Annotated in this window: 19 protein-coding genes and 3 tRNA genes; 7 read left to right on the top strand and 15 right to left on the bottom strand. The window is 59.7% G+C overall.

The features are described 5' to 3' along the window. Window positions 1–63: 63 nt before the first annotated feature. The 3 genes from HV822_RS16980 (at window position 64) to HV822_RS16970 (ending at window position 1,608) form a co-directional block, all read left to right on the top strand. Window positions 64–699 (top strand): TetR/AcrR family transcriptional regulator, encoded by a 636-nt coding sequence (locus HV822_RS16980; RefSeq protein ID WP_238871440.1) that lies wholly within the window; start codon window positions 64–66, stop codon window positions 697–699. Window positions 700–764: 65 nt separating this feature from the next. Beyond that, window positions 765–938 carry a DUF2897 family protein gene (locus HV822_RS16975; protein WP_238871439.1) on the top strand — a complete coding sequence of 58 codons (174 nt, stop codon included), beginning with the start codon at window positions 765–767 and terminating at the stop codon, window positions 936–938. A gap of 142 nt (window positions 939–1,080) precedes the next feature. Then, on the top strand, window positions 1,081–1,608 hold the full coding sequence (locus HV822_RS16970; RefSeq protein ID WP_238871438.1) for a DUF2058 domain-containing protein: 528 nt from the start codon (window positions 1,081–1,083) through the stop codon (window positions 1,606–1,608). Window positions 1,609–1,660: 52 nt separating this feature from the next. Here HV822_RS16970 and rloA3 read toward each other — a convergent pair whose 3' ends face one another. Next, a complete protein-coding gene (rloA3, locus tag HV822_RS16965; RefSeq protein WP_238871437.1) occupies window positions 1,661–2,278 on the bottom strand; it encodes a retropepsin-like aspartic peptidase RloA3 in 618 nt (205 codons plus the stop codon). Window positions 2,279–2,587: 309 nt separating this feature from the next. On the opposite strand from rloA3, the gene HV822_RS16960 reads away from it, so the two are divergent. Continuing rightward, complete coding sequence (locus HV822_RS16960; RefSeq protein ID WP_238871436.1) at window positions 2,588–4,222, top strand: methyl-accepting chemotaxis protein; 1,635 nt, start codon at window positions 2,588–2,590, stop codon at window positions 4,220–4,222. Window positions 4,223–4,303: 81 nt separating this feature from the next. Here HV822_RS16960 and HV822_RS16955 read toward each other — a convergent pair whose 3' ends face one another. Beyond that, complete coding sequence (locus HV822_RS16955) at window positions 4,304–5,623, bottom strand: Na+/H+ antiporter family protein (protein ID WP_238871435.1); 1,320 nt, start codon at window positions 5,621–5,623, stop codon at window positions 4,304–4,306. Between the two features lie 175 nt (window positions 5,624–5,798). Here HV822_RS16955 and HV822_RS16950 point away from each other — a divergent pair, with 175 nt between their 5' ends. After that, window positions 5,799–6,398: an NADPH-dependent FMN reductase gene (locus HV822_RS16950; protein ID WP_238871434.1), complete on the top strand. Its 600-nt coding sequence runs from the start codon at window positions 5,799–5,801 to the stop codon at window positions 6,396–6,398. Window positions 6,399–6,578: 180 nt separating this feature from the next. Then, a complete protein-coding gene (locus HV822_RS16945; protein WP_238871433.1) occupies window positions 6,579–7,796 on the top strand; it encodes an OprD family porin in 1,218 nt (405 codons plus the stop codon). A gap of 193 nt (window positions 7,797–7,989) precedes the next feature. On the opposite strand, the gene HV822_RS16940 is transcribed toward HV822_RS16945, so the two are convergent. The 9 genes from HV822_RS16940 to HV822_RS16900 all read right to left on the bottom strand — a co-directional run bounded on the left by HV822_RS16940 (window position 7,990) and on the right by HV822_RS16900 (window position 17,195). Continuing rightward, the gene (locus tag HV822_RS16940) at window positions 7,990–9,876 is read right to left on the bottom strand and encodes a SurA N-terminal domain-containing protein (RefSeq protein ID WP_238873643.1); all 1,887 of its coding nucleotides are present in this window, start codon (window positions 9,874–9,876) and stop codon (window positions 7,990–7,992) included. A 224-nt stretch (window positions 9,877–10,100) separates the two neighbouring features. Beyond that, a complete protein-coding gene (hupB, locus tag HV822_RS16935; RefSeq protein ID WP_065336085.1) occupies window positions 10,101–10,373 on the bottom strand; it encodes a nucleoid-associated protein HU-beta in 273 nt (90 codons plus the stop codon). A gap of 212 nt (window positions 10,374–10,585) precedes the next feature. Continuing rightward, window positions 10,586–12,985 carry an endopeptidase La gene (lon, locus tag HV822_RS16930; RefSeq protein ID WP_238871432.1) on the bottom strand — a complete coding sequence of 800 codons (2,400 nt, stop codon included), beginning with the start codon at window positions 12,983–12,985 and terminating at the stop codon, window positions 10,586–10,588. Window positions 12,986–13,160: 175 nt separating this feature from the next. Continuing rightward, a complete protein-coding gene (gene clpX, locus HV822_RS16925; protein ID WP_238871431.1) occupies window positions 13,161–14,444 on the bottom strand; it encodes an ATP-dependent Clp protease ATP-binding subunit ClpX in 1,284 nt (427 codons plus the stop codon). Window positions 14,445–14,599: 155 nt separating this feature from the next. Continuing rightward, window positions 14,600–15,241, bottom strand: coding sequence for an ATP-dependent Clp endopeptidase proteolytic subunit ClpP (clpP, locus tag HV822_RS16920; RefSeq protein ID WP_083724167.1), 642 nt, complete (start codon window positions 15,239–15,241; stop codon window positions 14,600–14,602). A gap of 87 nt (window positions 15,242–15,328) precedes the next feature. Next, window positions 15,329–16,675 (bottom strand): trigger factor, encoded by a 1,347-nt coding sequence (tig, locus tag HV822_RS16915; protein WP_238871430.1) that lies wholly within the window; start codon window positions 16,673–16,675, stop codon window positions 15,329–15,331. Window positions 16,676–16,868: 193 nt separating this feature from the next. Beyond that, window positions 16,869–16,953, bottom strand: a tRNA-Leu gene (locus HV822_RS16910). Between the two features lie 54 nt (window positions 16,954–17,007). After that, a tRNA-His gene (locus HV822_RS16905) sits at window positions 17,008–17,083 on the bottom strand. A 35-nt stretch (window positions 17,084–17,118) separates the two neighbouring features. Further along, window positions 17,119–17,195: transfer RNA gene (locus HV822_RS16900), tRNA-Arg, on the bottom strand. Window positions 17,196–17,505: 310 nt separating this feature from the next. Here HV822_RS16900 and folD point away from each other — a divergent pair. Next, window positions 17,506–18,360, top strand: a complete 855-nt coding sequence (gene folD, locus HV822_RS16895) for a bifunctional methylenetetrahydrofolate dehydrogenase/methenyltetrahydrofolate cyclohydrolase FolD (protein WP_238871429.1) — start codon at window positions 17,506–17,508, stop codon at window positions 18,358–18,360. A 63-nt stretch (window positions 18,361–18,423) separates the two neighbouring features. Here the strand turns inward: folD and HV822_RS16890 are convergent, their stop codons facing one another. Genes HV822_RS16890 through prpC form a run of 4 tightly spaced genes read right to left on the bottom strand, consistent with a single transcriptional unit; the run spans window position 18,424 to window position 24,295 of the window. Further along, window positions 18,424–19,212 carry an SDR family oxidoreductase gene (locus tag HV822_RS16890; RefSeq protein ID WP_238871428.1) on the bottom strand — a complete coding sequence of 263 codons (789 nt, stop codon included), beginning with the start codon at window positions 19,210–19,212 and terminating at the stop codon, window positions 18,424–18,426. A gap of 60 nt (window positions 19,213–19,272) precedes the next feature. Continuing rightward, window positions 19,273–20,460, bottom strand: coding sequence for a 2-methylaconitate cis-trans isomerase PrpF (gene prpF, locus HV822_RS16885; protein ID WP_238871427.1), 1,188 nt, complete (start codon window positions 20,458–20,460; stop codon window positions 19,273–19,275). Between the two features lie 50 nt (window positions 20,461–20,510). Continuing rightward, window positions 20,511–23,135, bottom strand: a complete 2,625-nt coding sequence (acnD, locus tag HV822_RS16880; protein WP_239031116.1) for a Fe/S-dependent 2-methylisocitrate dehydratase AcnD — start codon at window positions 23,133–23,135, stop codon at window positions 20,511–20,513. A 2-nt stretch (window positions 23,136–23,137) separates the two neighbouring features. After that, a complete protein-coding gene (gene prpC / locus HV822_RS16875; RefSeq protein WP_238871426.1) occupies window positions 23,138–24,295 on the bottom strand; it encodes a bifunctional 2-methylcitrate synthase/citrate synthase in 1,158 nt (385 codons plus the stop codon). Between the last annotated feature and the right edge of the window lie 48 nt (window positions 24,296–24,343).

Genomic DNA, 24,343 nt, shown 5'->3' with positions numbered 1-24,343 from the left:
GTCAATTATTGACACTTTGTCAATATCTGGCAGACTGTTTTTAAATCCACAGCAGGAACACAGATGAATTCGGTAGAGCGTCGTGAACGAGAAAAACAGGAGCGCCGTGAGAGCATTCTGGACAGCGCCGAGCAGTGCTTTTTCAGCAAGGGTTATGAGCGCACCTCAATGGATGAGATCGCCAAGGGCGCCCAGTTAAGTCGCGCCCTGCTCTACGTTTATTTCAAGGACAAGGCCGCCATCATGCGCGGTGTTATGCTGCGGGCCGGCTACGCCCTGCTGTCCGCGTTTCAGGCGGCCCAAGCAGCCGGTGGTAGCGGCCTGGTGCAGCTTGAGCGCATGGGCCGGAGCTATTACCGTTTCAGCCTTGAGCAGCCCAACTACTTTGACGTGCTGACCAACGCCAGCACCTTCGCGCACCTTATGGACAGTGATGAACAGACCGCGGAGCTGAGCGCCTGCAGCGAGCTGGCGATGGGCTGCATGGTCGAATCCATGCAAACAGGGGTCGCCGATGGCAGCCTGAGCCGCGAGCGCGTGGCCGACCCGACGTTGACCGCCTACTATCTGCGCGGCGCCTTGCATGGCGTGATCCTGCAAACCCGCCAGCAAGAAGACGCGTCTCTGGCCGGACAGCCGGCTGCCGAGCAGTTGCTGGACTACACCATGCTGATGCTCAACCAGTCACTGCGCGCCTGATCCGGCCTTGCCATCGACCCGGGGGCCGCGCATCATGAATGCTCACCCTGATTAGGAGTAGCACCATGCCCTGGTACGGCTGGCTGTTCATCGCTCTGGCCCTCGGTAGCATCGTCGGCAGCCTGTTGCTGTTGCGCGACAACGCCGGCAGCAATCGGGTCAGCCCGCAAACCATAGCCAAGGTCAAGGAGCGCGAGGCGCAGCTGCGCCGCGAGGAAGCCGAAGACGACGCGCGCTGAAGCGGCGCACCTGCCTATCGCGCCAACGCAGATAGTTTTGCAGCGGCCTGTTAGACTAGGCGCCTTTCAACGCCAGCTCGCTGGCATGCTGTCAAACCCGGCGCGCCCCACTGCGCCACCATCACGACGATTGTGACAACCCATGGTCAACTCACTGCAAGCTCAACTGCTCAAGGCCGGACTGGTCGATGAGAAGAAACTCAAGCAGGCGCAGCGCGCCAAGAAAAAAGAAGCCAAGGCTCAGCCAGCCGGCGAAAAGAGCCCCAGTGGCGCGCAGCAGGCGCGCGATCAGAAAGCGGCCCGTGACCGCGAGCTGAACCAGCAACGCGAAGCGGAGGCTGCACGCAAGGCGGCCGAAGCGCAGGCAAAGCAGATGATCGAACAGGCGGTTATCGAGCGCACCGGCGGCGAAACGCCCTATCAGTTTGTCGCCAAGAACAAGATCAAGAAGATTCACGTCACCGAAGAGCAGTTTGGCCTGCTCAGCCGCGGCCGCCTGGGCATCACCCGCCTGTCGGGTGGTTTCGTCCTCATCCCGCTGGAAGTAGCCGAAAAAGTGCGCGAGCGCGCGCCGCACTGGCCTGTGCACGTTGCCGAGGTCAGCAAGCAGGCGGTGGACGAGGATGATCCCTACGCCGCGTATCAGATCCCTGATGATCTGATGTGGTAACAGGCAACAGCAAAGCAAAAGGGGCTGCCGGATTGGGCAGCCCCTTTTTGCATCAGGCGTCCGATTCCTCGGCAGCCTCTGCCGCATCGTTACCAGCACCGTCCCGCTCGCGCTGCTGCTGACGACGGCGCTCCTGATCATGTTGAGCTTCGGAGCAGCTGGGTTTGTGCATGAACGTCTCGGACACATCGATCAGGCCAATGTGCTCGATGGTGCGCCGCCCGATCAGCACCGGGTAATTCATGTCGCCACGGTCGCGCAGGGAAAACTGTTCCTCGTAGACCTGATCGCCCATGCAAATAGACATTTTCACCACCGGCCGACGCTCCGAGCCACCGGCGCCACGCACCAGAATTCGGCGGTAGACCGGCCGCTCAAAGTGCATGGTGATTTCTTCACCCGTATCAACATCTTCAACCGGCACGTCGTAGCGCACCCAGTCATTGCCCTTGTACTCAAACTCTTCCAGGTTGACCGCATGCATGGATGAGGTCAGCGCGCCAGAGTCCACCTTGATCTTGACCGCCGTGTACTCGGGCAGGATCAACCCCTTTTCAATCCAGCCGACAACCCGTGGAGCCGGGGCGCCATCCGCCTGGGCCAGCGTGCTGAGCGTAACGGTGCCCAGCAAAGCCGAGCACAGACCAACCACCTTGAAAAATGACTGCATGAGAAACCCTTGTCTGCCAAACAGCGGATGAAGCCGTCACAGTGACGGCGCAGGACGCCTTTATACCAGTGCCAAGGCGAAAACACGCGTTCTGTTTTATGAGAAAAGATCACAGAAACCGATTGTTACTTGCAAGCCCTGCGCACTTGAAGTCAAATCGCCATCACGGGTGACGGGAAAATACCGCTCAGGTTTTGACAGCATCAGCCGACACACTGGACACGCACACCACGCCAGCACCTCGCTGCCGGCACGGTGTCAGCCAAACACATAACAAGAAACATCACATTCAGCGGGTGGAGGTTGTACATGAAGCTGTTGCGCAACATTCGAATCAGCCAGCGGATCTGGCTGATCCTGATTATTGCATTGGTCAGTACCCTGACCGCAGAAGGCTTGTCGCTCTCGCACCTGCACAAAGAAATCCGAGAAGCCGAAATCACCAAGGCAACGCATCTGGTGCAAGTGGCCCACGACCTGATGGTTTTCTATCACCAGAAGGAGCTGAATGGCGAGCTGACCAGCGAGCAGGCCCGCAAGGAGGCGCTCGACGCCCTCTCCTCCCTGCGCTACAGCGGTAATGAGTATTACTGGGTCAATGACATGAATAACATCATGATCATGCACCCGCTGGCGCCGCAGACCGTCGGCACCGACCTCACCACCATGCAGAACGAGGACGGCGTCAACGTCATTTCCGAAATGGTTCAACTAGCGCGTTCCAAGGGCAGCGCCAGCTTCGAGTACTCCTGGCCCAAGCCGGGCGAAGAGGACGGCTCCGCCAAGATTGCCGCCTTCAAGCTCTTCAAACCCTGGGATTACATGGTGGGTACGGGTATCTACGTTGATGCCATGCAGGCCAAATTCCGCTCGGCGGTCATCAACTCTGTGGTGCTTAGCGCCGTGGTGATCCTGGCAATGTTCCTGCTGTTGTTCATCATTGGCCGCAGCATTTCTCAGCCGCTCGACAAGGTAGTCAACGCCATGCGCGACGTTGCCAGCGGCGAGGCAGACCTGACTCGACGCCTGGATGACGAGGCACGCGATGAGCTGTCGCAGATTGCGCATTACTTCAACCGTTTCAACCGCAACTTGAGCGACATCATCCAGCAGCTGGGTGACAGCGCCCGGCAGTTGATCAGCTCCAGCCATCAGCTGGACCAGATCAGCAATAACAGCCTGCGTGACATGACGCGACAGTCCGAGCGCATGGAGTTGATGGCCACCGCGATCAACGAGATCACCTATGGCGTGCAGGATGTTGCTCAGAACGCCAACGCCGCCGCGGAGGAAGTCGAGAAGGCCAACCAGGGCGCCGACAACGGTCGCGCACAGGTCGAGCGCACGATTGGCGAAATCAACCAGCTGTCGACGAGCGTTACCACCGCCGTCGAGCATATGGAAACCCTCTCCAGCGATGCCCAGGAAATCACCTCGGTGCTGGATGTCATTCGCAACATCGCCGAGCAGACCAACCTGCTGGCCCTGAACGCTGCGATTGAGGCAGCACGGGCTGGCGAGATGGGTCGAGGCTTTGCCGTGGTCGCTGACGAAGTGCGCAACCTGGCGCAGCGCACCCAGCAGTCCACCGAAGAAATCCACAACATGATCAGCAAGCTGCAGACCAACACCCAAACGGTGGTCGGCGTGATCAACGAGAGCAGCCGCCATTCGCAGGCGAGCGTCGAGCAAGTCAACGAGGCAGGCGCAGCACTGGAGCAGATTGCCCAGTCAATGCAGCAGCTGGTGGCCCTGAACGCCTCCATCGCCAGCGCCACTACGCAGCAGTCCACTGTGGTTGAGGACGTCAACCGCAACGTGACTGAAGCGGCCGAACTGGCCCGCGAAACCACTGACGGCGCCCGTGAAACCGCGCAGGCAGGTCAACACCTGGCCAGCCTGGGCCGGCAGATCGACGAGCTGGTGAAGCGCTTCAAGGTCTGAGCCTGATCAAAGCGCGTAAAAAAGCCCTGCTCAGCTCAGCTGGCAGGGCTTTTTAGTATCCGTGGCCACCCGCGGTGCGTCTCAGAGCACCATCACCGCCACCCAGCCGAACACGATCAACGGCAAGTTGTAATGCAGGAAGGTTGGCACGACGGTATCCCAGATATGGTTGTGCTGACCGTCAACGTTCAGGCCAGCAGTCGGCCCCAGGGTCGAATCCGACGCCGGAGAACCTGCATCACCCAAGGCCGCCGCAGTACCCACCAGTGCCACGATAGCTGCCGGGCTAAAGCCCAGCTGCATGGCCAGCGGCACATAAATGGCCGCTATGATCGGAATGGTCGAAAAGGATGAACCGATGCCCATGGTGATCAGGAGCCCCACCAGCAGCATCAAAAGTGCGGCCAGCGCACGGTTGTCGCCGATCATTGCTGCCGAGCTGTCTACCAGTGTCTGGATGGCGCCCGTTTCGCGCATGACTTCAGCAAAACCCGCCGCAGCGATCATGATGAAGCCGATCATGGCCATCATCTTCATGCCTTCGGTAAAGACGTCGTCCGCCTCACGCCAGCGCACGACACCCGAGAGCGAGAAGATCACAAACCCGGCCAGCGCCCCCATGATCATCGAGTCCAGCCACAGCTGAATGACGAATGCCGCCGCCACCGCTACCAACGCGACCAGCAGCGACAAGCTGTTGTACCGGGTACCGGTGCGCTCCACTTCGCTGATCAGGCTCTGATCGTAGTCTCGCGGCTTGCGATAGCTGACCAGCACCGCGACCAGCAGGCCGCACAACATGCCCAATGCTGGCAGCGCCATGGCATGCATGACGTTGATCCCATCAATCTGCGCGCCGCTGTCAGCTACGTTGGCCAGCAGAATATCGTTGAGGAAAATACCGCCAAAGCCCACCGGCAAAAACATGTAGGGGGTAATCAGGCCGAAGGTCAGTACGCAGGCCACCGCACGGCGATCCAGGCGCAGACGCGCCATGACAAACAGCAGCGGCGGCACCAGCAGTGGGATGAAGGCGATGTGGATCGGCAGAATGTTCTGGGAGGAAATGGCCACCGCCAGCAACACCAGCAGCATCATCAGCTTGAGCAGGCCGCTACCGCTATCGCGGCGACTGTCGACCAGCGCCAGCCCCTTGTCAGCCAGCGCATGCGCCAGGCCCGACTTGGCAATTGCCACGGCAAAGGCGCCAAGCAGCGCGTAGCTCAGGGCAATATTGGCGCCCTTGCCCAGTCCCGCCTGAAAAGTGCTCAGCGTATTCTCCAGCCCCATGCCGCCAAGCAATCCGCCGGTCAGAGCGCCGACAATCAGCGCCACCACCACATGCACCCGGCACAGGCTCAGGACCAGCATTACGGCCACGGCCGCGACTACAGCATTCATCGTTGATTCTCCTAGCGCATGGCCAAAAGGGCCACTACCGGCATCAGCGCCACGACAGCGCCCCGAAGGGCGCGTACTCTGCCCCACTCGCCCAGCCCTGTCAAAAGGCGCTGACCAAAGGCGGCGGCCGCAGCGATGGGGTACAGTGACCTTAGAGAACTCAACAGGAGCTTGCATGCAGAACATCGTCATCATTTCCGGCAGCGGCCGGCCCGACAGCCAGACTGCCAAGGTTGCGCGCTTCATTCAGCAACAGCTGATAACCGCGCATGGTCTGACTAGCGAATCCGTGGACCTGATCAACCTGGGCGAACACCCCCTGCCACTGTGGCCCGACGACAGCCCCAGCCCCTGGGCTGACTACGAAAAGCGCCTGGCCGCCGCCGACGCCCTGGTAGTACTGGCGCCGGAATGGCACGGCATGGCCTGTCCGGCCATCAAGAACTTCTTCCTTTATGCAACCAAGGCGCAACTGGCTCATAAACCCGCCATGCTGGGCGGCATTTCTGCTGGAGTGGGGGGCGCCTTTCCCATCAGCGAATTGCGCGCCTCCAGCTACAAGAACTGCCGCTTGTGCTATATCCCCGAGCACCTGATCGTGCGCGACGTGAATCACGTGCTTAACGGCGAACAACCCGAATCCGAGGCCGACCAGCGCCTGCGTCAGCGGTTGAGCTACAACCTCGACGTGCTGTTGCACTACAGCCGCGCACTGGCAGGCATACGGGCGGAGATTGACATGAGCAACCCGGCCTTCACCAACGGCATGTCCTGAAGCGTATTAGACTAAAGTACTGCGGCGCTCCACTACGGCAGCGCCGCCGCTCAAGATCGGGCTTTTGCCGACATCCCTTAGAAGACACTTTAATGACAGTAAGACCATGGTCGTAAGGTCATGCTACCGGCTGCGTGCTTTATTTTCTCCGCGCCACCCAATCACATCAGGAGAATAACAATGAAGCATGTGACGCCCCTTGCGCTCGCCATTGCTGCAACCCTGGCCTGCGGTCAGACCCAAGCAGCCGGCTTTGCCGACGATGCCACTGCCACACTGCAACTGCGCAACTTCTACTTCAACCGCGACTTCCGCGACCCCGGAGCCCAGTCCAAGGCAGAAGAATGGGCGCAAGGCTTTATCTTCAAGGCCGAATCCGGTTACACCCAAGGCGCCATCGGCTTTGGTGTCGATGTCTACGCAGGCCTCGGCCTGAAGCTGGACTCAGACGACCAGCGCGCCGGCTCTGGCTTGCTGCCCAACAGCTTTGGCGACGAAGGTAAAGACAGCTACAGCGAGGCCACCGCGGCCGTCAAAGCACGCATTTCCGACACGGTGCTCAAGGTCGGCGGCCTGATGCCGAAACTGCCGGTCGTTAGCTCCGGCGACTCTCGCCTGTTGCCGCAGAGTTTCACCGGGGCCAGCCTGTCGATCAATGAAATCGAGAACCTGGACATTCAAGCCGGCCAACTGCGCGAAGTGAACTACCGCAACAGCAGCAACCGCGAAGACATCCGCTCAACCGTTGGCGGGGCCTCGGATCGCTTCAACTTCCTTGGCGGCAGCTATGCCTTCAACAGCAAGAACACTACCGTTGGACTGTGGCGCGGCGAACTGCAAGACGTCTACGGCCAGAACCTGATCAACCTGATCCATAACCAACCGGTAGGCGACTGGAAGCTGGGCGCCAACCTGGCCTGGTTTGACACCAGCGATGACGGCAATCAGCCGCTGGATATCGACAACCAACTGACCTCACTGACCCTGTCAGCAGCGACCGGCGCACATACCTTCCGCCTGGGCTACCAGCACAGCGACGGCGACACCGCCTTCCCCTATCTGGCCGAAACCGATCCTTACGTGGTCAACTACGTGCAGATTTTGGACTTCACCCGCGCCAACGAAAAATCCTGGCAGGCACGTTACGACATCAACTTTGCGTCCCTCGGAATTCCAGGCCTGAGCGCCTTTACCCGCTACATCAGCGGTGACAACTTTGATGTTGCAGGGAGTGAAGGCAGCGAGTGGGAACGCGACATCGACGTCAGCTACACGGTGCAAAGCGGCACCTTCAAAAACCTGGCCCTGCGCTGGCGCAACGCGATGGTTCGCTCCGACGCCACCCGCGATATCGATGAAAACCGTTTGATTCTCAGCTACAGCTTTGCCCTGAAATAGCTCCGCTCCATCCAGGCAGCCCCCCCAGAGAAGGCCTGGATTTTGAGCCGACAGTGCTTCCCGAGGCGCTGTCGGCTTTTTTTATTGTCCGCACACACGCGCCCGAGGGCGCCCTGCAACGCGGGCTTCAAGCGACACCCGCCCACAAAAAAGGGCGCCGCAGCGCCCTCTCCTGTTCAGACTGCCCTGGATATCAATGCCGCTCGATATCTGCATCAGTGCGCAATTGCTGCTGCGCTGCGGCAAAGTCCTGTTGGCCAGATTGACCGGCAACGAACAAAGCATACTGATCCGGCGCGCCCTCCGCTGACTGCACATCTGCAGCAGTGGCAACACCACGCAGCGACACCAGCCAGTAGCCACCGGCCGGTTGCTTGATGCTGGCATAGACAGGCTTGTCCGCCGCGGGCTTGGGCAGCGCGAACACCTGACGCAGCAGCGCCGGGTCAATGTCGCCCTCGGCACGGGCGGCCGCCTCATGCAGTTGCCACTCGGCGGCCAACTGCTCGGCTACAGCATCACTGCTCAGCGTCTGCTCACGCAGTTGAGCGGCCAGCGCGGTCGCGCGCTCAGCGGCAGCCTGTTCGGCCTTGGCAAACGCCAGCTGCTCACGAATCTCGCTACTCACCTCAGCCAACGGTCGCTGTGACGGCTCCAGATGCTCCTTGACGCGAACAACAGCAACGGTATCGGCATCCAGCTCGAGCAGTTCGCTGTTAAACCCGTTCTTCAGCACATCTTCACTGAACGCGGCGTTCATGACCTTGGGGTTGGCTGCCAGGCCTTCACCACCCAGGCGTTCAACCGGCCCCAGGGTCTCGACACTGACACCCAGCGCTGCGGCCGGCTCAGCCAGGTCGGGCGCCTCGTGGGCCAGGTTAGCCAGCTCCTGCGAAGCCTCGACAAAGCGGCGCTCCACCTGCTGCACCTTGAGCTCTTGCACCAGCTCTTCGCGCATGGAGTCCAATGACGGGACCTCCGGCGCCTTGAGATCTGTCAGCTTGATCAGGTGATAACCGTAGGTGCTGCGCACCGGTGCAGAAACCTCATCGGGCTGCAGAGCGAAGAGCGCATCATCAAAGGCGTCATCAAAACTGCCCTTGACGATATAGCCCAGATCACCGCCGTCGCGCGAGCTGCCGGTATCCTCCGATACTTCGGCCGCAACTGCCGCAAAGTCTTCACCAGCGGCAATACGCGCCGCCGCAGCGTCGATTTTTTCCTTGGCAGCGGCGTCATCGTCAGCCACCTCTACCAGAATGTGCGACGCACGGCGCTGCTCGGCCAGGTTGCCAATCTCACGCTGATACAGCTCTTCGACCGCCTGTTCATCTACCTGCACCTGGTCAAAGAAGCTGGCCCGCTTGAGTGTCAGCGTCTCCAACACCACCTGCTCCGGCGTCATGAATTGACTGGCGTTGTCGTTGTAGTAGGTCTCGACTTCTTCATCAGATACCTGCGCATCAACCTCACCAACCGGCACGTTGATTACCGCAAAGTCACGGGTCTGATTTTCAAGCGCGACCAGTTGCTGGCGCTCCTTGGGCGTCGCAAAGGCTGTTGCCTCGTAACCGTTGCGGTACTGGGTAATCATCATCTGCTGACGCACCAGATCGCGGAAGGCCATGCGCGACGGCATGCCCATGTTGCGAATCACAACGTCGAAGCGATTAGCGTCAAATTTGCCGTCGACCTGAAAGTCCGGCGTGGAGAGGATCAGCTGGTCGATCATCTGATCGGAAATCTGAAAACCGGCGTCCTCGGCGCCCTGCAGCAGCACAGCACGCTCAATCAACCCGTCGAGCACCGAGCTGCGCAAAAACGCATCGTCGATCATGCTGGGGTCAAACTGGTTGCCCATCTGTTGCAGCTGCTGCACCAGTTGACGCTTCTGTTGCGCCACGGCCTGCTCGAGCTCCAGCTTGGTGATAGTCTGCCCGTTGACCTCCGCTGCCGTTTCGGCATCGTTGGTGAAGCGGCTGATGGACTCCCATCCGGTCAACGCGAAAATCAGCACAATGACGCCTACGATCACCTTGGCGACCCAGCTTTGCGCATTGTCCCTCATTGTTTGCAGCATCATGCCCCCGAAATCTTGTCTGCTACCTGCGACTTTAAGGCTCTGGATGGCCACCGGGGTCGGCGTCGTCTTTTTGTTTTGCCCAACAAAAAAGGCGCATCGAGGTGATGCGCCTTTCTGCTAACTGTCGGAACCGGATTGTGATGCCATCTCAGGCTGCCAGATCTCCGGTCCCGCGTGCACATCTGCGCAAGCGCGGACATGCCATCAGATCAGGGACGCTATCAGTTAACGGCGTCCTTGAGAGCCTTACCAGCTTTGAAGCTGGGAATCTTGGCTGCGCTGATTTCGATCGGCTGACCAGTCTGCGGGTTACGACCAGTGCGAGCGGCACGCTCTTTAACAGCGAAAGTACCGAAACCTACCAATACCACGGAATCACCATCCTTCAGTGCACCAGTAACGGAATCGATGACGGCGTCCAGAGCACGACCGGCAGCAGCTTTAGGAATATCGGCGGATGCAGCGATGGCATCAATCAGTTCAGACTTGTTCACTCTAAGTCCCCTTATTTAGTTCAACGAGTAGTTAGTCATTATGTAAGCTTTTGGTCTTAGCAAAGCTGTGGCCAGTCAGCATACCTGCTTTAGGTCGAAGCCGCTTTATAGCAAGCGGTCAAAAACCATGTCAAGGAGTGTGCCTGCAGCGACTCAAGGCCGATTGGCATTACTTCCCGAGGGAAGCGAACCGCCAATCGACCCGGATCAGATCAATGAGTGCTGATGCGTCCCTGTTCATCAGTCTCGCGATTGTCATCCTTTGCAACCATCTCTTCAACCCCTTCTTTCAAGGGCTCCGGCTGGTATTGCAGCGCAATCTGCAACACCTCGTCAATCCATTTTACCGGCTTGATATCAATGTTTTGGCGAATTTTCTCAGGAATCTCTTTCAGATCACGCACATTGTCGTGAGGAATCACCACTGTACGAATCCCGCCACGGTGCGCAGCCAGCAGTTTCTCCTTCAAACCGCCAATGGGCAGCACCTGCCCGCGCAGGGTGATTTCACCGGTCATGGCCACGTCGGCACGGACCGGAATCCCCGTGAGCGCGGAGACCAGCGCAGTGCACATACCGATACCGGCGCTCGGACCATCCTTTGGCGTAGCCCCTTCAGGCACATGAATATGAATATCCTGCTTCTCGTGAAAATCAGCCGCGATACCCAGGCTCGCAGAGCGGCTACGCACTACCGTAAGCGCCGCGCTGATCGACTCCTGCATGACGTCACCCAGCGACCCGGTCTTGATTTGACGGCCCTTGCCGGGCACCACCACAGCCTCCAGGCTGAGCAGCTCGCCACCCACCTGCGTCCACGCCAGGCCGGTTACCTGCCCAACCTGGTCGGCCTCCTCGGCCAGACCGTACTTGAACTTGCGTACGCCCAGATAATGCTCCAGCAGCGCCTCATCCAGCACCACCGGCTTGGGCTTACGCTCAGCGGCCTGCTCTTTGACCACCTTACGGCAGACCTTGGCAATCTGGCGCTCCAGCCCCCGCACACCGGCTTCTCGGGTGTAGTAGCGAATCAGGTCGCGCAGCGACTCAAAGCTGAAAGTCAGCTCATCCTTCTTCAGACCGTTGTTCTTGATCTGCTTGGGTACCAGGTAGCGCTGGGCGATGTTGATCTTTTCATCCTCGGTGTAACCCGGGATACGAATAATCTCCATACGATCAAGCAAGGGCGCCGGGATATTCATCGAGTTGGAGGTACAGATGAACATCACATCTGACAGGTCGTAGTCGACCTCCAGGTAATGATCGTTGAAGGCATGGTTCTGCTCGGGGTCCAGCACCTCCAGCAGCGCCGAGGCCGGATCACCGCGCATGTCCTGCCCCATCTTGTCGATTTCATCGAGCAGGAACAGCGGGTTTTTAACGCCTGCCTTGGTCATCTTTTGAATCAGCTTGCCAGGCAGCGAGCCGATGTAGGTGCGGCGGTGCCCGCGGATTTCGGCCTCGTCACGCACGCCGCCCAGCGCCATACGCACAAACTCGCGGTTGGTGGCGCGCGCCAGAGACTCACCCAGCGAGGTCTTACCCACGCCCGGAGGGCCCACCAGACAGAGCACAGGGCCTTTCAGCTTGCGTACGCGCTTCTGTACCGCCAGATACTCGAGAATGCGCTCCTTGACCTCTTCCAGGCCGTAATGATCGCTCTCCAGCACCTTCTCGGCGCGGGCGATGTCATGTCGCACCTTGCTGGCCTTTTTCCACGGCACGGCGGTCAGCCAGTCGATGTAGGAGCGCACGACGGTGGCCTCGGCTGACATCGGCGACATCATCTTCAGCTTGCCCAGTTCTGCGTTGGCCTTGGCCAGCGCCTCTTCGGGCATGCCTGCATTGTCGATCTTGCGGCGCAGCTCGTCGAACTCGCCCTCACCCTCGTCCAGATTGCCCATCTCCTTCTGGATGGCCTTCATCTGTTCGTTCAGGTAGTACTCACGCTGGCTGCGCTCCATTTGCTTCTTCACACGGCCGCGGATGCGCTTCTCGACCTGCAGCAGGTCGATCTCGCTATCCAGCACACCAAGCACGTGCTCAACGCGGTCGCGCAGCGGCAGGATTTCCAGAATTTTCTGTTTCTCGTCCAGCTTGAGCGACAGATGCGCAACCATGGTGTCGACCAGGCGCCCGGGCTCATCAATGCTGGACAGCGACGAAACCACCTCAGCCGGCACCTTCTTGCCCAGCTGCACAAATTGTTCAAACTGGCTCATCAGACTGCGCACCAGCACTTCGGATTCGCGCTCGTCCAGCCCACCTTCTTCCAGCAGCTCGATCTCGGCGCTCTGGTAGCCCTCAACGTCGTCCAGGCTGCCCAGACGGGCACGACGCTCACCCTCGACCAGCACCTTCACGGTACCGTCTGGCAGCTTCAGCAATTGCAGAATGGTTGCCAGCGTCCCGACGTCGTAAAGACCATCGCGACTCGGGTCGTCATCGCTGGCATCGCGCTGGGCAACCAGCAGCACCTGCTTATTACCGGCCATGGCGGATTCAAGTGCCTTGATGGATTTGTCACGCCCGACAAACAGCGGGATGACCATGTGCGGATAGACCACTACATCGCGCAGTGGAAGAAGCGGATATTCAGCGGGAGTCGTCATGGCAGAGGCTCGCTTGAAGAGGGGTGGCCGAAACGGCAACACCGAAACAGGACGGGTTCATGCTTTCAAGATGGGGGCAGCCCCAACAAATTACAAGCGCGGACGGGGCTATTGCCGAAACAGAATTGCCACAAAAGCACAACGCCGCCTGGCGGCGGCGTTGTGTTAACGCGGATCAGTCTTCGGGAACCGCCTTGGGCGGCTGTTCCGGCGTCTGATAGATCAGCAGCGGCTGGGCATCGCCATTGATGACATTCTCATCAATAACCACCTTGCTGACGTTCTCGGCAGACGGGATCTCGTACATGGTTTCCAGCAGCACGCTTTCCAGGATGGAACGCAGACCACGGGCGCCCGTCTTGCGCTCCAGCGCACGGCTGGCGATCGCCTTGAGTGCGTCGGCGCGGAACTCCAGCTCCACTTCTTCCATATCGAACAGACGAGCGTATTGCTTGGTCAGCGCGTTCTTCGGTTCGGTCAGAATCTGGATCAGCGCGTCTTCATCCAGCTCGTTGAGCGTGGCAATAACCGGCAGACGACCGACAAACTCGGGAATCAGACCAAAGCGCACCAGGTCGTCCGGCTCAACGTCTTTCAGCGTGTCGCCGACCTTCTTGCCAGCGTCCTTGCTGCGCACGCTGGCATTGAAGCCGATACCACTCTTCTCAGAGCGATCACGGATAACCTTTTCCAAACCGGCAAAGGCGCCGCCACAAATAAACAGGATATTGCGGGTATCAACCTGCAAGAACTCCTGCTGCGGATGCTTGCGACCACCCTGCGGCGGAACCGAGGCAACGGTGCCTTCAATCAGCTTCAGCAGCGCCTGCTGTACACCCTCGCCCGAAACGTCACGGGTGATGGAGGGGTTGTCAGACTTGCGCGAAATCTTGTCGATCTCGTCGATGTAGACAATCCCCATCTGGGCCTTCTCAACATCGTAATCGCACTTCTGCAGCAGCTTCTGAATGATGTTCTCGACGTCTTCGCCCACGTAACCGGCTTCGGTCAGGGTGGTGGCGTCAGCAATGGTAAAGGGCACATTCAGCAGACGAGCCAGCGTTTCGGCCAGCAGCGTCTTACCGGAACCTGTGGGGCCGATCAGCAGGATGTTGCTCTTGCCCAGCTCAACTTCGTCTTTGCCCTGGCGCTGATTGAGGCGCTTGTAGTGGTTATAAACCGCTACGGACAACACCTTCTTGGCGCGTTGCTGACCAATCACGTACTGATCAAGGATCGAGCAGATTTCAACCGGCGTCGGCAGCTTTTGCTGGCTGCTTTCAGCCTGGCTTTCCTGTACTTCTTCGCGAATGATGTCGTTGCACAGGTCAACGCACTCATCGCAGATAAACACGGAGGGGCCGGCAATCAGCTTGCGCACTTCATGCTGGCTCTTGCCGCAGAAGGAGCAATACAGCAGCTTGCCGTTGTCGTCACCCTTCCCAGTCATATCGGTCATCGAAAACCCCTACTCTTGAATCGCTCTTGTAACAAAGATGGGGGCAACATGCCCACATTGCAAGTGCGACCCGATCAAACTTGTACCGGCGGCAGCTGGCCACGACGAGTTGCACGTCAGCGGCCAGTAACGCGCCTGTTCCGGTCTCTGTGGCCTTACTCGGCGCTGGTGCGCGACTCCAGCACCTTGTCGATCAGACCATATTCCACCGCCTCGGTGCCGCTCATGAAGCGGTCGCGGTCGGTGTCACGTGCAATAACATCCAGCGGCTGGCCGGTGTGATCTGCCAGCACCTTGTTCAGACGCTCGCGAATGAACAGGATTTCACGGGCATGGATCTCGATGTCCGAGGCCTGGCCCTGGAAGCCACCCAGCGGCTGGTGGATCATCATGCGCGCATGCGGCAGGCAAAAACGCTTGCCCTCAGCACCGCCAGCCAGCAGCAAGGCGCCCATGCTGCACGCCTGACCAATGCACAGAGTACTGACGTTGGGCTTGATGAACTGCATGGTGTCGTAGATCGCCATACCGGCAGTTACCGAGCCACCCGGCGAGTTGATATACAGGTGAATGTCCTTGTCGGGATTTTCCGACTCAAGGAACAGAAGCTGCGCCACGACCAGATTGGCCATATAGTCTTCCACCTGACCCACGAGGAAGATCACGCGCTCTTTCAGCAGCCGGGAGTAGATATCGTAGGAGCGCTCGCCGCGCGCAGACTGCTCGATCACCATCGGGACCAGGCCGCCGGCGGCCTGCACTTCTGGGGGCAACTGCATAAAGCTGTTTTGGGTCATGGATTCCTGTCACTCCAAATATGCGTATCGCAAAAACGCACAAGCCAGCCCGAAGGCTGGCTTGCGTTGACGGAAAACCGCAGCGAATTACTCGGCTGCAGTGGCTTCCTCGGCCTCGTCAGCAGCAACCTGAGCAGGTTGCGCCGGCTTCACGGCCTCTTCATAAGCAACTTTCTTATCAGTCACTTGCGCCTTCTGCAGCACAGTATCCACGACTTGTTCTTCCAGCACAACCGACTGAATCTCGCCCAGTTGTTGCTCGTTCTGGTAGTACCAGTTAACGACCTGCTCCGGCTCTTGGTAGGCAGAAGCCAGCTCTTCAACCATGGCGCGAACGCGATCGTTGTCCGGCTTGATGTCGTTCTGCTTGACCACTTCGGCAACAATCAGGCCCAGGCTGACGCGGCGCTTGGCCTGCTCTTCGAACAGCTCAGCCGGCAGCTGGCTGACGTCAAAGTTGGCGCCACCAAACTGCTGACCGGCCTGCTCACGCAGACGGTCGATTTCGCTGCTGATCAGCGCCTTGGGCACTTCAACAGTGTTGCTTTCCAGCAGACCGTCCATGACCTGAGCCTTGACCTTGGTCTTGATTGCCTGACGCAGTTCACGCTCCATGTTCTTGCGAACTTCGGCGCGGAAACCGTCCAGACCACCTTCGGTCACACCAAACTGGGCGAAGAACTCGTCGTCGAGCTCCGGCAGCGCCGGTGCTGCGACTTCCTGAACGGTGGTTTCGAACTCGGCAGCCTTACCAGCCAGATCCAGGTTCTGATAGTCCTCAGGGAAGGTCACATTCAGGGTCAGGCTGTCACCTGCCTTGGCACCGACCAGACCGTCTTCAAAGCCGGGGATCATACGGCCAGAGCCCAGAACCAGGTTGGTGCCATTGGCAGCGCCGCCCTGGAAGGCTTCACCGTCGATCTTGCCAACGAAGTCGATGGTGACCTGATCGCCGTTCTCGGCAGCGCGCTCAACCGCTTCAAAGCGAGTGTTCTGCTTGCGCAGAGTATCCAGCATGGTGTCGACGTCAGCGTCGGTCACTTCAGACTCGGGACGCTCAACGCTGATACCTTCAAAACCGGCCAGAGCAACTTCCGGATACACTTCGAAGGTGGCGATGTATTCGAAATCCTTGCCTTCTTCCATGGACTTGGGCTCAACGCTCGGCGCACCGGCCGGGTTCAGCTTTTCCTGCATGACCGCTTCATAGAAGGAAGACTGGATGACTTCGCCGATCACTTCCTGATGAGCGGAAGCACCAAAGCGCTTGCGGATAACGCTCATCGGCACTTTGCCAGGACGGAAACCATCAACGCGGGCACGCTTGGCGGTCTGCTGCAGACGCTTGTTGACCTCGTTTTGAATACGATCGGCAGGAATGCCTACGGTCATGCGGCGCTCGAGGCCGGAAGTGGTTTCAACCGAAACTTGCATGGATAGTCCTCGTTCAACAGACAAAGAAAATGTTATTTGGCGAATTCCAAAGGGTCGACATTCTAGTCGCTTGATTTGCAGAAGTCATCATCGCCGCGACAAACAGAAAAACAGCCGCACTCACCAGAAAGCAAGAGGCGGCTGTCAGACCTATATAAGGAAGCAAATCGACAAAGCCCAAGGGCTTGAAAGATGGTGCGGACGGGGAGACTCGAACTCCCACACCTCGCGGCGCCAGAACCTAAATCTGGTGTGTCTACCAATTTCACCACGTCCGCATTCGGAGCTTGAAACAAAAACGCCAGGCTGGGCCTGGCATTTTTACAAAATAGTGGGGTGGACGATGGGGATCGAACCCACGACAACAGGAGTCACAATCCTGTGCTCTACCAACTGAGCTACGCCCACCACTACATGCTTCTCGACCACACAGCCTTGCCAAATGGCACGCCCGGCAGGACTCGAACCTGCGACCATCCGCTTAGAAGGCGGATGCTCTATCCAGCTGAGCTACGGGCGCCCTCTGCATACGCTGCCCTTGCGGGTGACGCACCCGATCACCTTGTGACGTGTAATCGGTGTTGCCTGGTCGCCTTCCAAACCGGTATCGCTGTGTTTGTGAAGCGGGGCGAATAATACTGAGCACGCCCGCCCACGTCAACGCCGCAATCAAAAAAATTTAATCACAAGAGCAAGTTAAGTATCCGACGCCGTGAAACACCGGAACTCCGTCAGCCGGTGGCGTTTTCCGACAACCTGCCGCGCATGCCCTTTTTCCGCGGGGTTGGGCATGCCACAATAGCGCCACTTTTTTCTGCGTCAGGAACCCCATGAACGCCAAACTCATCGATGGCAAGCAGATTGCCGCCAACCTCCGCAAGGATATCGCCAGCAAAGTCACCGAACGCAAGAACAACGGGCAGCGTCTGCCGGGCCTGGCGGTGATTCTGGTCGGCAGCGACCCGGCCTCTCAGGTGTATGTGTCGCACAAGCGCAAGGATTGCGAAGAAGTCGGGTTCCTGTCCCGCTCGCATGATCTGCCGGCCACCACCAGCCAGCAGGCGTTGCTCGATTTGATCGACAGCCTTAACGACGATGCCGAAATCGACGGCATTCTGGTGCAGCTACCGCTGCCGGCTCACCTGGACGCCTCCCAGCTGCTGGAGCGTATCCGCCCTGACAAGGACGTTGACGGCTTCCACCCCTACAACATTGGTCGCCTGGCCCAGCGCATGCCGCTGCTGCGCCCCTGCACGCCGATGGGTATCGTCCGCCTGCTCAACAGCACCGGCGTTGACCTGTACGGCCTGGATGCCACCGTGGTTGGTGCCTCCAACATCGTTGGCCGCCCGATGGCACTGGAGCTGCTGCTGGCTGGCTGCACCACGACCGTTACCCACCGCTTCACCAAGAGCCTGGAGGAGCACGTACGCCGCTCCGATCTGGTTGTAGTTGCCGCCGGCAAGCCCGGACTGGTTAAGGGTGAGTGGATCAAGCCGGGCGCCATCGTCATCGATGTGGGCATCAACCGCATGGAAGACGGCCGCCTGGTTGGCGATGTGGAGTTTGGCCCCGCTGCCGAACGTGCCAGCTGGATCACCCCGGTACCCGGCGGTGTTGGCCCGATGACCCGCGCCTGTCTGCTGGAAAACACCCTGCACGCCTGCGAGCACCTGCACAAATAAAACGCAGTAGCGCAAACAAGAACGCCCGGCTTCTGCCGGGCGTTTTCGTTTCTACATCAACAATCAGAGGTTGCCGGTGCGACCGCCATCCACCGGCAGGTTGATGCCGTTGATATAGGCCGCCGCTGGCGACGCCAAAAAGCCGACCGCATTGGCAAACTCCGCGGGCTCGGCGAAGCGCCCCACTGGCACGCTGGCTGCCATAGCCTGCGCCACCTGCTCGACACTGCGGCCACTACCCTTGGCGCCGCCGGCAATCAGGCTATCCAGCCTTGGCGTTTGCGTCAGCCCCGGCAGGACGTTATTGACTGTAATGCCGTCGGCGGCCAATTCGCTCGACAAGGTCTTGGCCCAGTTGGCAACAGCGGCCCGCACGGTATTGGACACACCGAGATTGCCAATGGGTTGTTTGACCGAGGTAGAGAGCACATTGAGAATGCGCCCAAAGCCCGCGCCGCGCATACCGGGCAACAACAGCGAGAGAATGGCCTGCGCATTGACCACGTGCTGGGTCAGCGCATCGGCATAGGCATCTGGCGAAGCATCACAGGCGCGCCCTGGCGCAGGGCCGCCGGTGTTATTCAGCCAAATATGGATGGGGCCGCCCCGCTCCAGCTCATTCACCAGCGCCAGCGTCAGCGCAGCTCGATCGTTTGCATCGACCGCCAGCACCGCGTGCTGCTGCCCTTGAGGCGTGGCAAGGCTATCGCGTACTACCTGCAGTTTATCGAGTGATCGCGCCAGCAAGACGATCTCGGCGCCCTGCTCCGCCAACTGGCGAGCACAGGCCTCACCCAAGCCCTGACTGCCACCACAGATCAGCGCACGCCGACCAGACAAGTCCAGATTCATGCTACCTCTCCACCGCGCTGTAAACTCGGACGAGCCTAACACGCGGCGGAGGTCTGCACATCAGAACGCGTCGCCCGGCACCCGCACGTTGCCTTCCATCAGAATACGCGCGCTGCGGCTCATAATGGCCTTGGTGACAACCCACTGACCGTCAACCTGTTTGGCCTCAGCGCCAACGCGCAGCGAGCCGGACGGGTGACCAAAGCGCACAGCTTCGCGCTCACCACCACCGGCAGCCAGATTGACCAGCGTGCCCGGAATCGCCGCCGCCGTGCCGATAGCCACCGCGCAGGTGCCCATCATGGCGTGGTGCAACTTGCCCATGGACAGTGCACGCACCAGCAGGTCGACATCCCCCGCTTCAATTTGCTTGCCGCTGGAGGCCTGATAGCTCTTTGGCGCGGAGACAAAGGCAATCTTCGGCGTGTGCTGACGCTTGGCGGCTTCTTCCGGGGTTTTGATCAACCCCATGCGCAGCGCACCGGCAACGCGAATCTGCTCAAAGCGTGCCAGCTGGGCCGGATCGCTGTTGATGTCTTCGCGCAGCTCGGTGCCCTGGTAGCCGATATCTTCGGCATTGACGAACACGGTCGGGATACCGGCGGTGATCATGGTTGCCTTGAAGGTGCCGACACCGGGTACGTCCAGGTCATCGACCAGATTGCCGGTGGGGAACATCGAACCGCCCTCTTCACCGTCGTCGGACGGATCAAGGAACTCCAGCACGATTTCAGCCGCCGGGAAGGTCACACCATCGAGTTCAAAGTCACCGGTCTCCTGCACTTCACCGTTGGTGATCGGCACATGGGCGATGATGCTCTTGCCGATATTGGCTTGCCAGATGCGAACGACACAGGTGCCGTTATCTGGAATACGCGCCGGATCAACCAAACCGGCGTGAATGGCGAAGGCACCCGCGGCGGTCGACAGGTTGCCGCAGTTGCCGCTCCAGTCAACGAACGCGCTGTCAATCGAGACCTGACCATAGAGGTAATCGACGTCGTGCCCGGGCTGGCTACTTTTCGACAGAATCACGCACTTGGAGGTCGACGAGGTGGCGCCGCCCATGCCATCGATATGCGCACTGTACGGATCGGGGCTGCCGATCACGCGCATGAACAGCTTGTCACGCGCCTCGCCCGGCACCTGACAGCGCTCGGGCAAATCCTGCAGACGGAAGAACACGCCTTTACTGGTGCCGCCACGAATGTAGGTGGCAGGAATCTTTACTTGGGCTGCATGAGCCATGAAAACGTCTCCTGAAAAGAACACCGGGGCGCACGCGCCCCGGTACTGGATCAACCTTGCTCTGACTCAAGGAAGTCCTTGGCGAAGCGCTGCAGCACCCCGCCCGCCTTGTACACACTGACGTCGGCAGCGGTGTCCAGACGACAGGTGACCGGCACTTCTACCACCTCACCATTGCGACGATTGATCACCAGCGTCAGCTCGCAGCGCGGCGATACCTCGCCTTTGATGTCGTAGGTCTCGGTGCCGTCCAGGCCCAGTGTCAGGCGGGTGGTACCCGGCTTGAACTCGACCGGCAGCACGCCCATGCCGACCAGATTGGTGCGGTGAATGCGCTCGAAACCTTCGGCCACGATGACTTCAACACCGGCCAGACGCACGCCCTTGGCCGCCCAGTCGCGGGACGAGCCCTGACCGTAGTCAGCACCAGCCACGATGATCAGCGGCTGCTTGCGCTCCATGTAGGTCTCGATGGCCTCCCACATGCGCATGACCTTGCCTTCCGGCTCAACGCGGGCCAGGGAACCCTGACGTACGCTAGCGTCGTCGTTCAACACCATTTCGTTGAACAGCTTGGGGTTGGCCAGGGTGGCGCGCTGGGCAGTCAGGTGATCACCACGGTGGGTTGCGTAGGAGTTGAAGTCTTCCTCCGGCAGGCCCATCTTGTGCAGGTATTCACCCGCGGCGCTGTCCATCAGAATCGCGTTGGACGGCGACAGGTGATCGGTGGTGATGTTGTCCGGCAGGATCGCCAGCGGGCGCATACCCTTGAGCGCCGGCTTGTTGGCCAGCGCGCCTTCCCAGTACGGCGGGCGACGGATGTAAGTAGACATCGGACGCCAGTCGTACAGTGGGCTTTCGGCCTCCTGCACGCTACCCAGATCGAACATCGGAATGTAGATTTGGCGGAACTGCTCCGGCTTGACGCTGGAGGCGACAATGGCGTCGATCTCTTCGTCGCTCGGCCACAGGTCTTTCAGGGTGACCGGGTTGCCATCCTTGTCGGTGCCCAGCACGTCCTGCTCGATATCAAAGCGCACGGTACCAGCAATGGCGTACGCCACAACCAACGGCGGCGAGGCCAGGAACGCCTGCTTGGCGTAAGGGTGAATGCGACCGTCGAAGTTACGGTTACCGGACAGTACAGCGGTGGCGTACAGGTCGCGGTCGATGATTTCCTGCTGGATCTTCGGATCCAGCGCACCGGACATACCGTTACAGGTGGTGCACGCGTAGGCAACGATACCGAAACCCAGCTTCTCCAGTTCCGGCAGCAGACCGGCTTCTTCCAGATACAGCTTGGCGACCTTGGAGCCCGGCGCGAAGGAGGTTTTCACCCACGGCTTGCGCACCAGACCCAGGTCGTTGGCTTTCTTGGCCACCAGGCCTGCAGCCACTACGTTACGCGGGTTGGAGGTGTTGGTGCAGCTGGTGATGGCGGCGATGATTACTGCGCCATCAGGCATCAGGCCCTGCGCTTCTTCGCCCTTGCCAGATTCCCATTTAGCCTCGTCAGAGATGCCCCGCTCGGCCAGCGCCGAGGTCGGCAGACGGCGATGCGGGTTAGACGGGCCGGCCATGTTACGCACGACGCTGCCCAGGTCAAAGCTCAGCACTCGCTCGTACTCGGCGGTCTTCAGCGCGTCACTCCACAGGCCCAGCTCCTTGGCGTAGGTCTCGACCAGCGCCACCTGCTCCGGCTCACGACCGGTCAGTTTCAGATAGTCGATGGTCTGACCGTCGATGTAGAACATCGAGGCGGTGGCGCCGTATTCCGGGCACATGTTGGAGATGGTGGCGCGGTCGCCGATGGTCAGGCTGTCTGCACCTTCGCCAAAGAACTCAACGTAAGCACCGACAACCCGCTCCTGACGCAGGAACTCGGTGATCGCCAGCACAATGTCGGTCGCGGTGATACCGGGCTGACGCTTGCCGGTCAGCTCGACACCAACGATATCGGGCAGGCGCATCATCGACGGATGCCCCAGCATCACGGTTTCGGCTTCCAGACCGCCGACGCCAACCGCAATAACACCCAGAGCATCAACGTGCGGGGTATGCGAGTCAGTGCCAACGCAGGTGTCAGGGAAGGCAATGCCGCCACGCGCCTGCACCACCGGGCTCATCTTCTCCAGGTTGATCTGGTGCATGATGCCGTTGCCGGCCGGAATCACGTCGACGTTCTTGAACGCGGTCTTGGTCCACTCGATAAAGTGGAAACGGTCTTCGTTGCGACGGTCTTCGATGGCGCGGTTCTTCTCGAACGCATCCGGGTCAAACCCGGGCGCTTCAACCGCCAGCGAGTGGTCAACAATCAGCTGAGTGGGTACCACCGGATTGACCTTGGACGGGTCACCACCCTTCTCGGCGATGGCGTCACGCAGACCTGCCAGGTCGACCAGCGCGGTCTGACCCAGAATGTCGTGACACACCACGCGCGCCGGGTACCAGGGGAAGTCCAGATCACGCTTGCGGTAAATCAGCTGCTCCAGCGACGCCGTCAGGCTCGCCGGGTCACAGCAGCGCACCAGCTGTTCGGCCAGCACGCGGGAGGTGTAGGGCAACTTGGCCCAGGCACCGGGCTGGATCGCATCCACCGCCGCAGGGGCGTTGAAATAATCCAGATCGGTACCGGCCAGGCGTTCACGGTATTGGCTATTCACGGTAGTAGTCATTGTTATTTACGATCCTTGAGCGCTACAAACGGCACATCCTCTGGGCCGACGTAGTTGGCGCTCGGACGAATGATTTTGCCGTCGATGCGTTGCTCGATCACATGGCTGGACCAGCCAGCGGTACGGGCAATCACAAACAGCGGAGTGAACATCGCGGTAGGCACGCCCATCATGTGGTAGCTGACGGCGCTGAACCAGTCGAGGTTGGGGAACATCTTCTTGATTTCCCACATTACGCTTTCCAGACGCTCGGCGATGTCATACATCTTGGTGTTGCTCTGCTCGGCAGACAGTTCGCGAGCCACTTCCTTGATCACCTTGTTGCGCGGGTCGGAGACGGTGTAAACCGGGTGACCAAAGCCGATGACCACTTCTTTCTTCTCGACGCGAGCGCGGATATCCGCTTCTGCTTCTTCCGGGTTGTCGTAGCGCTTTTGAATCTCGAAGGCGACTTCGTTGGCGCCACCGTGCTTCGGACCACGCAGCGCACCAATCGCACCGGCGATACAGGAATGCATGTCAGAGCCGGTGCCGGCAATCACACGACTGGTAAAGGTCGATGCGTTGAACTCGTGCTCGGCGTACAGGTTGAGGCTGGTGTGCATGGCACGGACCCAGGACTCACGCGGCTTCTCGCCGTGCAGCAGGTGCAGGAAGTGGCCACCGATGGAATCGTCGTCGGTCTCGACGTCGATACGCTTGCCGTTGTGACTGAAGTGGTACCAGTACAGCAGCATGGAGCCGAACGAGGCCATCAGCTTGTCGGCAATGTCACGGGCGCCCGGGTGGTTGTGATCGTCCTTCTCCGGGGAAACGCAGCCCAGAACAGAAACACCGGTACGCATCACGTCCATCGGATGGGCAGACGGCGGCAGTTGCTCGAGGGCAGCCATGACCGCAGCCGGCAGACCACGCAGCGCTTTGAGCTTGGCCTTGTAACCGGCCAGCTCGGCAACGGTCGGCAGTTTGCCGTGCACCAGCAGGTGGGCGATTTCTTCAAATTCGCAGGTGGTGGCAACATCCAGGATGTCGTAGCCGCGGTAGTGTAGGTCGTTACCGCTGCGGCCAACGGTGCACAGCGCGGTGTTACCGGCAGCAGTGCCGCTCAGGGCAACGGATTTCTTCGGCTTGAAAGTCGGGGTCTCGGTGTTGGACGTCATGGCGAGTGTCTCCTCACGGATCATTCTTGTAGATAGATGACGGCCCCG

It is taken from the genome of Halopseudomonas maritima (genome assembly GCF_021545785.1).
Classification (GTDB): Bacteria; Pseudomonadota; Gammaproteobacteria; order Pseudomonadales; family Pseudomonadaceae; genus Halopseudomonas; species Halopseudomonas maritima.
The sequence above is the reverse complement of the archived record's forward strand: the minus strand, read 5'-3'. Positions and strand labels throughout refer to the sequence as shown.

What these genes read in the sequence shown, in the direction of transcription:
- tig (WP_238871430.1), bottom strand. Translation starts at nt 16,675, where the DNA reads ATGCAAGTTTCGGTTGAAACCACTTCCGGCCTCGAGCGCCGCATGACC.
- clpX (WP_238871431.1), bottom strand. Translation starts at nt 14,444, where the DNA reads ATGACCGATATGACTGGGAAGGGTGACGACAACGGCAAGCTGCTGTAT.
- lon (WP_238871432.1), bottom strand. Translation starts at nt 12,985, where the DNA reads ATGACGACTCCCGCTGAATATCCGCTTCTTCCACTGCGCGATGTAGTG.
- folD (WP_238871429.1), top strand. Translation starts at nt 17,506, where the DNA reads ATGAACGCCAAACTCATCGATGGCAAGCAGATTGCCGCCAACCTCCGC.
- HV822_RS16955 (WP_238871435.1), bottom strand. Translation starts at nt 5,623, where the DNA reads ATGAATGCTGTAGTCGCGGCCGTGGCCGTAATGCTGGTCCTGAGCCTG.
- HV822_RS16950 (WP_238871434.1), top strand. Translation starts at nt 5,799, where the DNA reads ATGCAGAACATCGTCATCATTTCCGGCAGCGGCCGGCCCGACAGCCAG.
- HV822_RS16980 (WP_238871440.1), top strand. Translation starts at nt 64, where the DNA reads ATGAATTCGGTAGAGCGTCGTGAACGAGAAAAACAGGAGCGCCGTGAG.
- HV822_RS16945 (WP_238871433.1), top strand. Translation starts at nt 6,579, where the DNA reads ATGAAGCATGTGACGCCCCTTGCGCTCGCCATTGCTGCAACCCTGGCC.
- prpF (WP_238871427.1), bottom strand. Translation starts at nt 20,460, where the DNA reads ATGGCTCATGCAGCCCAAGTAAAGATTCCTGCCACCTACATTCGTGGC.
- prpC (WP_238871426.1), bottom strand. Translation starts at nt 24,295, where the DNA reads ATGACGTCCAACACCGAGACCCCGACTTTCAAGCCGAAGAAATCCGTT.
- HV822_RS16975 (WP_238871439.1), top strand. Translation starts at nt 765, where the DNA reads ATGCCCTGGTACGGCTGGCTGTTCATCGCTCTGGCCCTCGGTAGCATC.
- HV822_RS16960 (WP_238871436.1), top strand. Translation starts at nt 2,588, where the DNA reads ATGAAGCTGTTGCGCAACATTCGAATCAGCCAGCGGATCTGGCTGATC.
- acnD (WP_239031116.1), bottom strand. Translation starts at nt 23,135, where the DNA reads ATGACTACTACCGTGAATAGCCAATACCGTGAACGCCTGGCCGGTACC.
- HV822_RS16940 (WP_238873643.1), bottom strand. Translation starts at nt 9,876, where the DNA reads ATGCTGCAAACAATGAGGGACAATGCGCAAAGCTGGGTCGCCAAGGTG.
- rloA3 (WP_238871437.1), bottom strand. Translation starts at nt 2,278, where the DNA reads ATGCAGTCATTTTTCAAGGTGGTTGGTCTGTGCTCGGCTTTGCTGGGC.
- clpP (WP_083724167.1), bottom strand. Translation starts at nt 15,241, where the DNA reads ATGACCCAAAACAGCTTTATGCAGTTGCCCCCAGAAGTGCAGGCCGCC.
- HV822_RS16970 (WP_238871438.1), top strand. Translation starts at nt 1,081, where the DNA reads ATGGTCAACTCACTGCAAGCTCAACTGCTCAAGGCCGGACTGGTCGAT.
- HV822_RS16890 (WP_238871428.1), bottom strand. Translation starts at nt 19,212, where the DNA reads ATGAATCTGGACTTGTCTGGTCGGCGTGCGCTGATCTGTGGTGGCAGT.